This window comes from Cohnella suwonensis (assembly GCF_042655365.1).
GTDB classification, from domain to species: Bacteria; Bacillota; Bacilli; order Paenibacillales; family Paenibacillaceae; genus Cohnella; species Cohnella suwonensis.
Genome location: NZ_JBHSMH010000017.1, coordinates 33,516 through 47,138 on the forward strand (window position 1 = coordinate 33,516; position 13,623 = coordinate 47,138).

Sequence of the window (13,623 nt, forward strand, 5' to 3'; positions counted from 1 at the left end):
CGCAAAAGATAGGGGGGGATGCGGTGGATTTCGTCTACTTAAAATCGTTCTTGGAAGTCGCCAAGTGCCATAGCTTTACGAAGGCGGCCGAAAACCTGGGATACGTGCAGTCGAGCGTCACCGCTCAAATTCAGAAGCTGGAAAACGAATACGGAGTCGTGCTGTTCGAACGGTACGGCCGTTCGATGAGGCTCACTTCGGCTGGGGAGCAGTTGAAAACGACGTTCGAAAAGATCGTGGAGCTGTACGACGACTCCCTCCGTCTCGTATCGAGACACGCCAAGGGCAACATCGAGATCGGAACGATCGAATCGCTCATGTCTTTCTTCCTGCCTCCGGTCTTCCACCGGTTCTCGCAAAGCTACCCCGATATGAACCTGCAAGTACACACGAACACGGAAACGATGGTCATGCAATCGCTGCGAAGCGGCGCGCTCGACATGGGCATCGTCATGGACGCGCCGATCGAGGACGACGACATCGAGGCAATCACGATCCGGCGGGAACCGCTCGTTCTCGTCGCCAAACCCGATCATCCGCTCGTTTCCTCCAGCCCGTTCGGCCTCGAGGAACTGGACGGCCAATATCTCATCGTCACCGAGCAAGGCTGCAGCTATCGCGCCGCCCTGGAACGACTTCTCTCCCTCCGCGGCGTCAACTATCACGTGTCCCACGAATTCGGCAACTTGGAAGCGATCAAGCAATTCGTCGGCTACGGCCTCGGCATCGCCCTCGTTCCCCGTATCGTCGTCACCCGGGAGCTCATGGAAAACAAGCTGGCGGCGCTTCCCTTTTCCCATCCGGACATCACGTTCTTCTCGCAAATCGTCTACCACAAGAAAAAATGGCTGAGCCCCGCCATTCGTCATCTGATCGAGCTGCTGCAAGGCGCGGGCGATCAGCGGACGACGTTGTCGGCTTCCCATATTTCTTGACCGAAAGCGCACAAAACCCGCCTCGCTGACTGCGAAGGCGGGTTTACGTTATGAGGAGCCGATATTATTTCGAGACGTGCGGCGCCAAGGAAGCGAGCGCTTGCTCCAGGTCGGCGTTCCTGACATCGAGGCCTTTCACGACTTTCCAACGCTCGACGTGCTCGACGGTCGCTCCCGATTCCGCTTCCCGGATTTCCCCGAGCGTCTCGAGCTCGAGCATCAGGCTGTTCGTGTACAGCTCGAACGAAACGCCGAAGTCGGGGTACGATCCGCCCGGCACCGGCTCGTATTTCTTAATGAACGTATCCCCATGATTGCTGTACGCTGCCCAGCCGGCTTCGTTGTCGCTGCCGAACTTGTATGGCGTCGGGCCTTCTCCCTGATCGACGAACAAAGCCGACTCGGAGAACTTGATTCTCGGATCGTTCAACCGGCTATAAGGCCACAGAATGAACCTGCGGTTCGGCAACAGCCCGTTGTCCGCCCCCGTCATCGGGACGACGGCGCGCCCTCCGGCGCCCATGACGGAAAGCGCCCACGGCGCGAATACGACCGGCCAAGCCCCTTCGTTCGTAATCCGATGGACGACTAGCACGTCGTCCGCCCCGCTGACGTCGAACCGGATCTCGATTTCCTTCGAGATTTGATTCCAACGCTCGGGCTTCGCCTTCAAGACGATCGCCGTCTCTCCGAGACGTTCCCATTCGACGGGTTCGTTGTCCGGATACGTCGTCCGCGGAATGCGTTCGGGGCTCGTCCACAGCCGGTGGCCGCCGTAAATGTTCCATCTGCCTCCGCCGACCGGCGCGAACGCGTCCCCATCTTGGCCTATTGCCTGTCCCGCGTCCTCGAAAAACAAGTTGCGGCCGCCCGCAGAAGAAAGATGAATGATGCGCGGACCGAAATCCAGCGTCGCCAACAATTCGACGTTGCCGTTGCTTAAGGAGACGCAGCGTCCCCACGTGTCATGGCTTATTTCTTTAATGACGATCCCGGTCATTCGCTCATCCCTCATCCCGATTCGAAATCAAGCCGGAACGTTCCAGAAACGCGCGGAACGCCGCGCGGCCATCATCGTCCCCTTTGTACACGCCCGCGTCGCGCAATGCCGCGTGGAATTTGTCTCCCACGTCGGCTTGCAGCAACAACCGGACGCCATCCTCCGTGCCGTCGTTTCCGTAAAGGTCGATCAAGCGGTCGACCCAGTCCGCGTGTTTCGCGAGCGGATGGTCGGGCGCGGAAATCGCCGCCGCGTCGTAAGCGATGCGCCCGGTCATCAGGTCGGCGATCTGTCCGAGCTCCTGCTGCAAGCGCCCCGGCAGAACGGCGAGACCCATGACCTCGATCAAGCCGATGTTTTCCTTCTTGATGTGATGAAGCTCGCGGTGCGGATGGAAAATGCCGTCCGGATGCTCCGCGCTCGTGCGGTTGTTGCGCAAGACGAGATCGAGTTCGTAGGCTCCGTCGTCCTTGAATCTGGCGATCGGCGTGATCGTGTTGTGCCAGGCGCGGCCGTTCGGCCCTTCGCTATGGGAGAGCACGTCCGCCGAAGGATCGCTATACGCGCGCCACTTGGCGAGAATGTCGGACGCGACTTCGAGCAGCGCTTTGCGGTTGCCCGAACGTAGCCGCAAGACGGACATCGGCCACTTCACGATGCCGAGCTTCACGTCGGGCTCAGTCGCGGAGACACGCCACTCGAGCACGTCCGCCGTTTCCATCGGGAAGACGTGACGTCCGGCTTGGAAGTGATCGTGGTTGAGAATCGATCCGCCGACGATCGGCAAGTCCGCGTTGGAACCGATGAAGTAATGCGGGAATTGCTCGACGAAATCAAGCAGCCGCGCGAAAGTGTCCGGCGAAATCTTCATCGGGACATGCTCGCCCTTGAACACGATGCTGTGCTCGTTGTAATAGACGTAAGGCGAATATTGGAAGAACCACGCTTCGTTCTGCAGTTCGAGCGGCAGCACGCGCAAGTTCTGCCTGGCGGGATGATCCGGCCGACCGGCGTATCCGACGTTCTCCTTACAGAGAAGACATTTCGGATAGTGCGCCTGCGGCAACGTCTTCAGGAGCGCGATTTCCTTCGGATCCTTCTCCGGCTTGGACAGGTTGACCGTAATTTCCAGAACGCCGTCGTCGGTCCGGTGCTTCCAGTAACCGTTCTTGCGTATCCGGTCCATGCGGATATAAGTGGAGTCGATGTTGAGCTTGTAAAACCAATCCGTCGCGGCGGAAACGCCGCTTCGGGCTGTCCGTCCGGCGAATTCACGCGCGGTTTCAGAAGGCCGTGGCATGAGCAACCCCATGATGCGCGCGTCGAACAAGTCCCTGTACGTGAGCGTGTCGTCCGGCACGAGGCCGAGCGCGACCGCCGCGTCCAGTAGCGGCTCCAGGAGCGGAACCGGGCTGTCCGGCAAAGAAGCCGGATCGACGGGATCGCCTTTCGCCGGCTCGTTCACGGCGAACAAGTCGAGCAAAGCGTTACGCGAATATTCGATGTCCAAACGGTCGATAAGACCGTTATGCGAAGCGAACGCGACCAATCGCTCGATGGCGATCGCCAACTCCCGTTCGGAAGGCGCGTTCGTTGCTGTTGACGTATTCATCCTGCGAACCTCCCAATCCGTCGGTTACTTGGCGTAACCGTTCGGATGCTGTTGATGCCAACGCCACGCGCTGCCGATAATGTCTTCCAGCTTCTCGCGGCTCGGGGACCAGCCGAGCTCCTCGCGGGCCCGGGCCGAAGAAGCGATAAGCACGGCCGGATCGCCGGCGCGGCGCGGCTCGTATTTCGCGGGAATCGCATGGCCCGTCACTTCGCGGGACACGTCGATGACCTGTTTGACCGAGTAACCGTTGCCGCTGCCGAGATTATAGATCGCGCTGTCTCCGCCTTCTCGAAGGCGACCGAGCGCGCGAATGTGCGCGTCCGCCAAGTCGCTGACGTGGATATAGTCGCGAATGCAAGTGCCGTCCTCCGTCGGATAGTCGTCGCCGAACACGGAGATGAATTCGCGTTGTCCGAGCGCGACTTGCAGCACGAGCGGCACGAGATGGGTTTCCGGCGAGTGGTCCTCCCCGATTTTGCCCGAATCGTGCGCGCCTGCCGCGTTAAAGTACCGCAGGGAGACGAATTTGATGCCGTGCGCGACGTCGAACCAACGGATCATTTTTTCCATCGCCAGCTTCGTTTCGCCGTAAGTGTTCGTCGGAACGGTGCGGTCGTACTCGTCGATCGGCACTTTCTCCGGTTCCCCGTAAGTCGCCGCCGTCGAAGAGAAGACGATACGATTAACGCCCGCTTTCTGCATTTGCTCGAGCAGGCAGAGCGTGCCGTATACGTTGTTATGATAATATTTGCCGGGATCCTTCATACTCTCGCCCACGAGGGAATTCGCGGCGAAATGAATAACGCCGTCGATGTCGTTCTCGTGGAACACGCGTCCCAAGAAGTCCGCGTCGCGCAGATCGCCTTCGTAAAACTTGCCTCCGAGCAACGCTTCGCGGTGCCCCTGGTACAAGTTATCGACGACGACGACCTCTTCGCCCTTTTCCAGCAATGCCGCAACGGCATGGGAACCGATATATCCCGCTCCTCCGGTAACAAGAACCGCCATCTTTTACGCCTCCCCCTTCAATTCGCGGACGCCGTCGCCGATGTCGCATACGTAGAACGCCGGCTTCAATCCCGTCTTCGCTTCGTATTTCTCGCCGACTTCGGCGATAAACCGTTCTACAGAGCTTTCGTGCACGAGGGACACGGTGCAACCGCCGAAGCCGGCTCCCGTCATCCGCGAGCCGAGAACGCCCGGAACGGCGCGCGCCGCGTCGACCATCGCGTCTAATTCGTCTCCCGTCACTTCGTACAGATCGCGCAAAGAATCGTGAGAACCGTTCATCAATCGTCCGAATGCCGCGAGATCGTCCTTGGCCAACACTTCCATCGACTTGGCGACGCGATCGATTTCCTCGACGACATGGCGGGCGCGGCGGCGCACCGTCTCGTCTTGGATCAAGTGCTCGTTCGCGTTGTATTCAGCAAGCGTCAGTTGTCCCAGCAGCGTCAATTGCGGGAACGCCGCTTTCAAGTCTTGAACCGCTTGCTCGCATTGCGCGCGGCGTTCGTTGTATTTGGAATCGACGAGGCCGCGGCGTTTGTTCGTGTTGCCGATGACGAGCCGGTATTCGCCGGAGCGGAACGGAACGAGCTCGTACTTGAGCGTGTCGCAGTCGAGCAGGATCGCGTGGTCCTTGCGCCCGTTCGCGACCGCGAACTGGTCCATGATGCCGCATTTGACGCCGACGAATTCGTTTTCCGCGTGTTGCGACCATTGCGCGATCCGCACCGTGTCCGTCGGTTGGCCTTCCAATGTCAGAAGCGCGTAAGCGGTGACGACCTCGATCGAAGCCGACGAGGACAAGCCCGAGCCGTTCGGAATTTCCCCGTGATACAGGAAGTTATACCCGTGGCTCAGCTCGATGTTCCGTTGGGCCAGTTCCCATACGATGCCTTTTGGATAGTTCGCCCAGTCGTCTTCTTCATTGAATTCGATGTTGTCGATCGATACTTCCTTCTTTGCGGGGAAGTTCGTCGACGCGAACGATAGCTTGCGGTCCGCTCGCGGGGAAACGAGTAACGTCGTTCCGAAGGTGAGAGCGGCCGGGAACACCGATCCGCCGTTATAGTCCGTATGTTCGCCGATCAGGTTCACCCTGCCCGGTGCTTGGAACGCGCGTACTTTTTCTTCCGTGCCGCCGAACAGTTCGGCGAATTGCCGTTTCAACTCCGATATTTGTGCCATCTCAGCGATCAGCTCTCCTTGGTAACGTTCGAATTTGATCTCAGTATACCGGATGAAGGCGCTATCGCAAAATGGCGGGATATGCTTTCCGCATGGAGAAATGTGACTTTATACAAAAGCGTTCCGCTCCCCGCCGTGTTATGATGGTGTCATGATGGAGGAAAAGAAATCGATTCGAGTACAGAAGGGAACCGGAATCGCATGAGCAGAAAACCGACTTACCGCGTCGCCTCGAACCCGGTCAGCTTCCACGCGCGCGAGCTGACCGTCCTCTTCGCCGGAGAAAGCCAAACGAACCCGTTGCATCGCATCGGGCCGAAAGTCGTCGATTATTATTTGCTTCACCACGTCTTATCGGGCAAAGGTTATTTTCGCGCGGGCGACTTCGAATGCGAGCTGTCCCCGGGCGATAGCTTCCTCATTCGTCCGGGACAGCTCGTCCATTACGTCTCGGACGAGCAGGATCCTTGGCTCTACCGGTGGGTCGCTTTCGCCGGCTCCCAGGCTGCGGCCATCGTCGGCGAGGCCGGCATGGGCGACGAGAAGCCGGTCGTAAGTTCCGGCGGCGGACGGGAGCCGGGCGATCGGTGCCGCGCCATCTTCGAGGCGTTCCGCGCCCGCGGCGGGTCGGCGTCGCTGGCGGCGACGGGACATCTGCACTTGTTGCTGGCCAGCTTAAAGGAAGCGACCGCGGACAACGGAACGGAGGCGTTGCGGCCGGATTCGCATAACGAGGAACTCGTCCGGCAAGTTGCCGGTTACTTGTCGACCCAATACGCCGAGCCGATCACGATCGAAGGGATGGCGGAGACGCTCGGTTACAATCGCGCCTATTTGTCTCGCGTCTTCAAGCAGCGGACCGGCGTCTCGCCCGTCGCGTTCTTGACGCAGCAGCGGGTTGATCACGGCAAACGCTTGCTTCGCGAACGGACGGAGCTGACGATCGAGCAGATCGCGTTCTCCGTCGGCTTCCACGATCCGCTGTACTTCTCCAAGCAATTCCGCCGTTTGTACGGTCAGTCCCCGACCGATTACCGGATCGCGGTCGGCAAATCGCTGAAATAAAAACGAGGCGAGTATCCTTGACTCCGGGGCCACGCCTCTGCATTGCAATTGGCGAACGCCCTTGTCGCTCCGTGCTTCGAACTCATTAGCAGTCTGGAGGACTCTATTCCGGCGAAATTCGGTAATTAGATGCGATTACCGACCTGGGAGATCTTTATTTCGCCGAAATCCGACGCGATTAAAGGCCTGGGAAAGGCGTGGCGACGTTATTTCGGCGGGACGAGCGAATTCGAGAATTTAGCGGCGCGTGGCGACGTTATTTCGGCGGGACGAGCGAATTCGAGAATTTAGCGGTGCATGGCGACATTATTTGGGCGGGACGAGCGAATTCGAGAATTTAGCGACGCATGGCGACGTAATTTGGGTGTAAGAGCTGTTTGCGGCATTCGACTCGATTAACGGCCTGGGAGGACTCAATCGGGTCGATACCGGGTGATAACTAACACCCGGTACCGCCATTCGAACCATGCCTGCTCTCCCGATGCGTCTTTACCGGTTCTCAAGCTCGAAGACGGCTTTCCAGTCGCCGGCGATTTCCTTGGCATCGTTAAGGAACTCCGCGGGGAAAGTCTTCTCGAGCTTCGCCCGCGTTTCTTCAGATACGCCGCCTAGCTGCTCCAGCAACGACTTGACGATGTGCGGCCAAGCGACTTCCGTGCCGTCGCTTACCGCGATCGCCACCCCGATCTTCTCCTTCCGAAGCCCGAAGGCGAATACGCCGTGCGCGCCGCTCTTCGCGACGACGTTCGGATCTCTCAGCAGTTCGCTTGCGAGCCGGTAACGTCCTTCGACAAGCTCCGGATAGGCATGCATCGCCTTGGCGACTTTGGCCGCTTCCGCTCCGGTCGCGCCGTCGGCTGCGAACCCCGGACTCGCCAGTCTGCCATAAGCGAGCGCGAGCCGGTCAAGCGGCATGGAAGCGACGGGAAATCCGCATCCGTCCCGGCCGATCGTCACAGGCGAATCCCCTGCCTCCGTCCATCCTCTAAGCACCCGCAAAATTTGTTGTTGCGCCGGATGGTCCGGATGAATATAACCTTCCAGCGGCCAGCTTTTCAGCTTGCTCCATGCGAGCACGCCGAGATGTTTGCCCGCGCACGTATGCAGCAACTTGCGAGGCTTTCCGCCAGCGGCGACGTAGGCATCCCGCGCTCCGCGACCGACCGGCAGCGTCGGCTGAATCGCAAGCGCGTCCTCGTCGATGCCGGTCAGCTTCAACATTTCCTCCAATGTCGCGATCTGTTCCGCGCTTCCTCTATGGGATGCGGCCATCATCGCCAAGTGCCGCTCCTCGTAACCGTATGCGGCGGCTCCTTCGAGCAGCGACGCGACCGCTTGGATCGGCTTCGCCGTCGAACGGACGTAAGCGGGCGCGTTCGCGTCCCCTGCCGCGTAAAGCAACCTTCCGTCCTCGGCTGACACGATGCTAATGCGTCCGCGGTGTACGTTCTCGGTACGCTCGCCTCTCGTCATCGCCAGTAACGGAACGTCTGCGAGTATCGTCAATTGTTCGTTCATTGCAAGTCGCTCCTTCGTCTCTTTGATGTCTATTGATTTAGTGTAATGTGGGAAACGCCGCATTATCCGCCTTGAAGCCTCCGAACTCACTCCACCGCATCGGCGGAATTAGTCGGTTTGTGCTGTAACTCGATGCTGGGAGTACCATTCAAGCTCGAGTTAGATTGGATCTGAATCGGCGCAGGAGCCATCCAATAGGCGGAAGTAGTCGGTTTGGACTGGTTTGTGCGACCAACCCGGCCCACGAACCACCGTACCGTTTCGGCTCGCGCGCGCGTAAAAATCGCCAACCCCGTCGCCGAAACAAAATCCAGACGTCTCCGTCTGGATTCCGCCCCCTCACCTATAACCCTTAACCCGTCAGCGCCCCGCGCCTACCCACTCCCTCGTCTTCTCTCGGGAACGATCGCTCTCCTCGGACGCCCCCGAGAAGTTCACCGCTTCCGATACGAGATATAACGGACGGCCCTTCGTCTCCTCGTAAGTCCGACCGATGTATTCGCCCAGCACGCCCAGAAGAGACAGCGTAATGCCGTGGAACAGCAGGCTGATCGCGACGAGCGACGTCCAGCCCTGCGTCGTCGTGGACGTGAAGAAATGCTGGTATAGCACGACGAACAAGTAAACGAATCCGACCGCCGATAGTACGAACCCGAGCACGCTGGCGATCTTGAGCGGTTTCGTCGAGAACGACGTCATCGCGTCGAGCGACAGCTTGATCATTTTGCGCAGCGGATACTTCGTCTCGCCCGCGAACCTCTCGTCGCGCACGTACTCGACGGAATCTTGCTTGAAGCCCGCCCAGCTGACCATGCCCCGAATGAACCGGCTGCGTTCGCGCATCGACGTCAACGCATCGCACACTTTGCGGTCCATCAACCGGAAGTCGCCCGTGTCGACGGGAATGTTGACCGACGTCATCGATCGGAGCAACCGGTAGAACGCCGCGGCCGTGACTTTCTTGAACCATGACTCTCCCTTGCGCTCGATCCTTTTGCCGTAGACGACGTCGTACCCTTCGCGCCACTTGGCCACCATGTCGGCGATCAGCTCCGGCGGATCCTGCAAGTCCGCGTCGATGAGCACGACCATACGGCCGGAAGAATAATCCATTCCCGCCGTAACGGCAATCTGGTGCCCGAAATTGCGGGAGAAATCGACCAGCTTGACCGTGTCGTCGGCCTCGCATAAGGCTCGTACGATTTTCGCCGTCCGGTCTCGGCTTCCATCGTTCACGAACACGATCTCGTACGTTTCCCCGAGACCGTCCAACGCCGACTTCAGCCTTCTATAAGTAACCTCGATGACTTCCTCTTCGTTGTACATCGGAACGACGACCGATAAGAAACATGCTTGCTGCACCGTAATGTCCCCTTCCTAGAATCCCCAGCTGGGCAGCCACTTCATGAATACGTTCATCCAGTGGCGACTGATCGTCATGCCCGTATAAAGCGGATAAAACCATACGAATACTCCCGCAACCGCGACGACGAACGCCGTAGTGATCCTTCTATTGTAGTATTTCTGCTCCTCGAACCAGCGAAGCATCCAGACGATCGACAGGATCAGAATCGGCACCATCGGGAAGTAATGGTATAAGAACGTAATGCTTCGGGGAGCGACCATCCACGGCACGTAAAACGACAAGTAACCGAGCGCTAGCGTCAGGACGAGCCGGTCTTTGCGGCGCGCCCCCAGCCACCAAGAAGCGAGCAACGCGGCCAATCCGCCCCACCAGATGATCGGGTTGCCGATCGCGGCAATGCTCTGGGCATCTCCCTTTTGCAGATCTTTGCCGCCGTAATACCATACCGGACGTACCATGACCGGCCACGTATACCATTTCGAAGCGTACGGATGCGGTTCTTTGACGCCCTTGTGGTAATCGTACATGTTTTTCTGGTACTGCCACAAATCCTTGTAGCTGTCGTCCGCCTTGGTCGCCTTGAGGTAAGGAATATAGGATGCCGCGTATTCGACCGCCGGTACCGCGACGAACAAGACGACGGCGGCCATGACGGTCAACGCGAGACGTTTGACCGTTTTCGTCCGCTCGCCCTGCTCGCGCCCTTCCTTCCAGCGACGGTACAGCGTCCAGAAGAACAATGCGGCGAGTCCGGCGCCTCCGTACAAATAGTTCCACTTCACGGAAGCCGCGGCTCCGAAGAACACGCCGCTCAGCGCCAGCCAGCCGATGCTGCGCTTGAAGCCTCCGCCGCGCCAGACGGCTTCCCCGTACCTGTACATGCCGTAATACATGAGGATCGTGAACGTGACGCCCGTAATATCCACGTTCGCCATTCGCGAATGGACGAGATGGAACCCCTCCAGGACGAGAAGCAACGTGGCGAGAAAGGCATACCGGGTTCGCGCGAACATGCCTTTGGCCGCGGCATAGAACACCGGCACCATCAAAGTGCCGACGACAGCCGCCATAAAGCGCCAACCGTAAGGCGTCATGTCGAACATCTTCACGCCGATCTCGAGAATCACTTTACCGAGCGGCGGATGCGTATTCTCGTACGGTTCGATCCGTTCGATGAATTCGTAAGCGGTACGACCGTGGTAAATTTCGTCGAAGTACATCGAGTTGCGGTAATCCGGCCGGTAAGGCGCGTATTCCTGCTCGTCGAAGACGGCATGGCCGTCGCCGATCGACGCGGCCGAATTGTACTCTCCCGGCGCGATCGATTCGACCGGAATCGGCACCGTCACGTCTTTCGTGAAGAACGCCGCCTCGTACAGCCTGTAGCCGGTACGCACCGTCGTGAATTTCATGTATCGGGCTTCGACCGATTTCTCGTCGAGCATCCAAGTGAATACCCGGTTCGTCTTGTGTTCGACTTCTAAATACGTATCCCAGCGTTGGCCGTCGACCGAATATTCGATCTTCGTGTCTCCCTTTGCGCCGGGACCTTCGTATAAATTAACCCTATCGACCTTGCGGGCTTGTCCGAAATCGACCGTGAACGTATCGCCGGGCTTGTCCGGCATCCAGTACGTTTGCGGCGCGGTTCGGTTGCCCAGATCATGGAACGACATGATCGCGGATAATGCCGTAAGCAATAACACTAGCGCGAGATCAAGCGGTCTCCACCGCCGATCCTCCCTTTTACGAACGGAAATCGATCCCCATTGCATCGGATCGGAATTGGGCGTTCCCTTCCACTCCATGTCGATCCTCTCTTTCGCCTCGCTACGCGTAATCAATCCTTTCTATTGTAGACGAAAGCGCCTCCCTCTGGAAGATGGCGCGTCCATTTCGTCCGGCGGCCGCATATGCCCCGCTTATATTCGGCATGCTAGTCCCTAGCATGCGAACAAACGGAACCTACGGAGGTTAATCGCGCATGAATTTGCATTACGGATCGCTCTATTGGCCGAGCACGTTTCCCGAGCATTCGACTTATCCTTCCTTAAAAGGGGATAAGCGCACTCGCGTCGCCATCGTCGGCGGCGGCATGTCGGGCGTTACGTGCGGATACTTGCTGGCGAAGAGCGGCATCGATACCGTCTTGCTCGAACAACGGCAGATCGCTTCGGGCAGTTCCTCCGCCAATACCGGACTGTTGCAGTATTTGAACGATACGATGATGACGGAATTCGCGTCCTCGATCGGGGAGGAAAGAGCCGCAACGTTCTACCGCGCTTGCGAAGATGCAGCTGAGAAGATAGGCCTGATCGCTGAGAATCTCCGCCGGGACGTCTGGTTCAACAGGAGAAGCAGCTTGTATTTCGCTTCCTCTCCCTCTGACGTGCCCGCGTTGGAGAAAGAATTCGACGCGCTTCGCGAACGAGGCTTCGCGGGCGACTGGTGGGACGGGGATCGAATCGCCGAGCGCTTCCCGTTCCGCAGGGAAGCGGCGATCGTCACCCGCGGCGATGCCGAAATCAACCCTTTCCGATTCGTGCACGCCATGGCGGAGGAAGCCGCCGACGCCGGGCTAAGCATCTTCGAGAATACGGCCATGACGTCCGTGGAACGGGCCGATTCCGGCGAAGGCTACGTCGTTCGGACGACGGAGGGCGACATTAAAGCGAACCACGTCGTATACGCCGTCGGCTACACGCCCGAAAACGCAGGCGGCAAGTGGATCCAAGCGTCGATCAACCGCTCTTACGCGATCGCGACCGCCCCCCTCGACGGCTTCTCCGGTTGGCATGAGCGCTTCCTGCTCTGGGAGACGGCCAGGCCTTATCTCTATGTAAGAACGACGCCGGATAACCGGATCGTCGCGGGCGGCTTGGACGAGAGCGTCCGCTACCCCGTTCTGACCGGTCGCGAGCTGCGCGCCCGCTCGATGCGCTTGCTCTCCGAAGTGAAAAAATTGTTTCCGGAGCTTCATCCGAGCGTTCGTTACGAGTGGTGCGCTTCCTTCGGCGAATCCGCGGACGGTTTGCCTTGGATCGGGGAAGACCCCGACCGTCCCGGGCAATATTACTTGCTCGGCTACGGCGGAAACGGCACGATCTACAGTATGATCGGAGCCGAAATCGTACGGGACCGCTTGCTCGGTTATCCGAACGAAATCGCCGATATCGTCAGGCCCGATCGTCCGATCGGCCAAGCGTTCGGCGAAGCCGCCGGCAAGGGATCATCTTCTTGAGCGGCGCATACAAGAGAGGCAAAGCCGCCTTCGCTCGAGGAGGCGGCTTTGCCTTGCTTGCTCTTCGGTTAAGTCGACACGTCGATCGCCCCCGCATGGCCGATCAGCGTCTCGGAAGAGATGTCCTCCGCGACGTCCGCCACTAGCGCGTATTTCCCCGATTCGACGGCTCTCGCGCATTTCTCCGCGGCGTTCGCGGGAACGCCGATGTCGAGCATCACTTCTTTGGCGCCGGCGGCATTGCCTGTCCCGAGCCCCGTGAGAACGACGCCCGAGGGTCCCGAACCGATCGCCGGTACGCCGACGGGATATCCGCCTGCGAGAGGCGCATACGCGACTATCGGAGCTCCGTCGCCTTCCCGTTCGCGGGTCGCTTGGATCCGATACAGCTCTTCCATCCGAATATGCCCGTCAGCCGAGAGCAGCGGAGCGCCTTCCCGGTTGTTGACGACGACGCGGAGGTCGTCTTCCTCCGCGCCGGCTTCCCGAAGCAGGCGGATCGCTTCTAGCACTTGTTCTTCCTTGTCGTAGATTCCGACGGTTACAGCCATTTTCATAACCTCCGCTCGAGGGTACTTCCGATTTGTGGGCGTGCGGGCTTACTTCAATGGTATGCCCCGTTTGACGCGCTTTGAATCGATTTCCGACGAACCGCGGAGAATGCTAAGAAAGCACGCGGCAGGAGCCTAT

The 13,623-nt window shown here is 59.0% G+C and carries 11 protein-coding genes; 3 read left to right on the top strand and 8 right to left on the bottom strand.

The annotated features are described in order from the left end of the window. The first annotated feature begins 23 nt into the window (after positions 1-23). Positions 24-935, top strand: a complete 912-nt coding sequence (locus ACFPPD_RS07835) for a LysR family transcriptional regulator (protein WP_209744871.1) — start codon at positions 24-26, stop codon at positions 933-935. Positions 936-999: 64 nt separating this feature from the next. Here ACFPPD_RS07835 and ACFPPD_RS07840 read toward each other — a convergent pair whose 3' ends face one another. The 4 genes from ACFPPD_RS07840 to ACFPPD_RS07855 are packed head-to-tail and all read right to left on the bottom strand — an operon-like array spanning position 1,000 to position 5,743. Further along, positions 1,000-1,935 carry a hypothetical protein gene (locus tag ACFPPD_RS07840; RefSeq protein WP_209744868.1) on the bottom strand — a complete coding sequence of 312 codons (936 nt, stop codon included), beginning with the start codon at positions 1,933-1,935 and terminating at the stop codon, positions 1,000-1,002. A gap of 4 nt (positions 1,936-1,939) precedes the next feature. After that, the gene (locus tag ACFPPD_RS07845; protein WP_209744864.1) at positions 1,940-3,547 is read right to left on the bottom strand and encodes a UDP-glucose--hexose-1-phosphate uridylyltransferase; all 1,608 of its coding nucleotides are present in this window, start codon (positions 3,545-3,547) and stop codon (positions 1,940-1,942) included. A gap of 24 nt (positions 3,548-3,571) precedes the next feature. Then, positions 3,572-4,558, bottom strand: coding sequence for a UDP-glucose 4-epimerase GalE (gene galE, locus ACFPPD_RS07850; RefSeq protein WP_209744861.1), 987 nt, complete (start codon positions 4,556-4,558; stop codon positions 3,572-3,574). Positions 4,559-4,561: 3 nt separating this feature from the next. Beyond that, complete coding sequence (locus ACFPPD_RS07855) at positions 4,562-5,743, bottom strand: galactokinase (RefSeq protein ID WP_209744859.1); 1,182 nt, start codon at positions 5,741-5,743, stop codon at positions 4,562-4,564. A 201-nt stretch (positions 5,744-5,944) separates the two neighbouring features. Here ACFPPD_RS07855 and ACFPPD_RS07860 point away from each other — a divergent pair, with 201 nt between their 5' ends. Further along, complete coding sequence (locus ACFPPD_RS07860; RefSeq protein WP_209744857.1) at positions 5,945-6,808, top strand: AraC family transcriptional regulator; 864 nt, start codon at positions 5,945-5,947, stop codon at positions 6,806-6,808. A gap of 489 nt (positions 6,809-7,297) precedes the next feature. On the opposite strand, the gene ACFPPD_RS07865 is transcribed toward ACFPPD_RS07860, so the two are convergent. The 3 genes from ACFPPD_RS07865 to ACFPPD_RS07875 form a co-directional block, all read right to left on the bottom strand. Then, entirely contained in the window at positions 7,298-8,326 is a 1,029-nt protein-coding gene (locus tag ACFPPD_RS07865; protein ID WP_209744855.1) for an asparaginase, read from the bottom strand. 360 nt (positions 8,327-8,686) lie between these two features. Then, positions 8,687-9,688, bottom strand: coding sequence for a glycosyltransferase family 2 protein (locus ACFPPD_RS07870; protein WP_209744853.1), 1,002 nt, complete (start codon positions 9,686-9,688; stop codon positions 8,687-8,689). Between the two features lie 15 nt (positions 9,689-9,703). Next, positions 9,704-11,500, bottom strand: coding sequence for a phospholipid carrier-dependent glycosyltransferase (locus ACFPPD_RS07875; protein WP_209744851.1), 1,797 nt, complete (start codon positions 11,498-11,500; stop codon positions 9,704-9,706). A 176-nt stretch (positions 11,501-11,676) separates the two neighbouring features. On the opposite strand from ACFPPD_RS07875, the gene ACFPPD_RS07880 reads away from it, so the two are divergent. Then, positions 11,677-12,933 (top strand): NAD(P)/FAD-dependent oxidoreductase, encoded by a 1,257-nt coding sequence (locus tag ACFPPD_RS07880; RefSeq protein WP_209744849.1) that lies wholly within the window; start codon positions 11,677-11,679, stop codon positions 12,931-12,933. Positions 12,934-13,001: 68 nt separating this feature from the next. Here ACFPPD_RS07880 and ACFPPD_RS07885 read toward each other — a convergent pair whose 3' ends face one another. Beyond that, entirely contained in the window at positions 13,002-13,484 is a 483-nt protein-coding gene (locus tag ACFPPD_RS07885; protein ID WP_209744847.1) for a hypothetical protein, read from the bottom strand. Between the last annotated feature and the right edge of the window lie 139 nt (positions 13,485-13,623).

Excerpts from the sequence above, each read along its gene's own strand:
- ACFPPD_RS07840 (WP_209744868.1), bottom strand. The coding sequence starts at position 1,935 with ATGACCGGGATCGTCATTAAAGAAATAAGCCATGACACGTGGGGACGC.
- ACFPPD_RS07845 (WP_209744864.1), bottom strand. The coding sequence starts at position 3,547 with ATGAATACGTCAACAGCAACGAACGCGCCTTCCGAACGGGAGTTGGCG.
- galE (WP_209744861.1), bottom strand. The coding sequence starts at position 4,558 with ATGGCGGTTCTTGTTACCGGAGGAGCGGGATATATCGGTTCCCATGCC.
- ACFPPD_RS07855 (WP_209744859.1), bottom strand. The coding sequence starts at position 5,743 with ATGGCACAAATATCGGAGTTGAAACGGCAATTCGCCGAACTGTTCGGC.
- ACFPPD_RS07860 (WP_209744857.1), top strand. The coding sequence starts at position 5,945 with ATGAGCAGAAAACCGACTTACCGCGTCGCCTCGAACCCGGTCAGCTTC.
- ACFPPD_RS07865 (WP_209744855.1), bottom strand. The coding sequence starts at position 8,326 with ATGAACGAACAATTGACGATACTCGCAGACGTTCCGTTACTGGCGATG.
- ACFPPD_RS07875 (WP_209744851.1), bottom strand. The coding sequence starts at position 11,500 with ATGGAGTGGAAGGGAACGCCCAATTCCGATCCGATGCAATGGGGATCG.
- ACFPPD_RS07880 (WP_209744849.1), top strand. The coding sequence starts at position 11,677 with ATGAATTTGCATTACGGATCGCTCTATTGGCCGAGCACGTTTCCCGAG.
- ACFPPD_RS07885 (WP_209744847.1), bottom strand. The coding sequence starts at position 13,484 with ATGGCTGTAACCGTCGGAATCTACGACAAGGAAGAACAAGTGCTAGAA.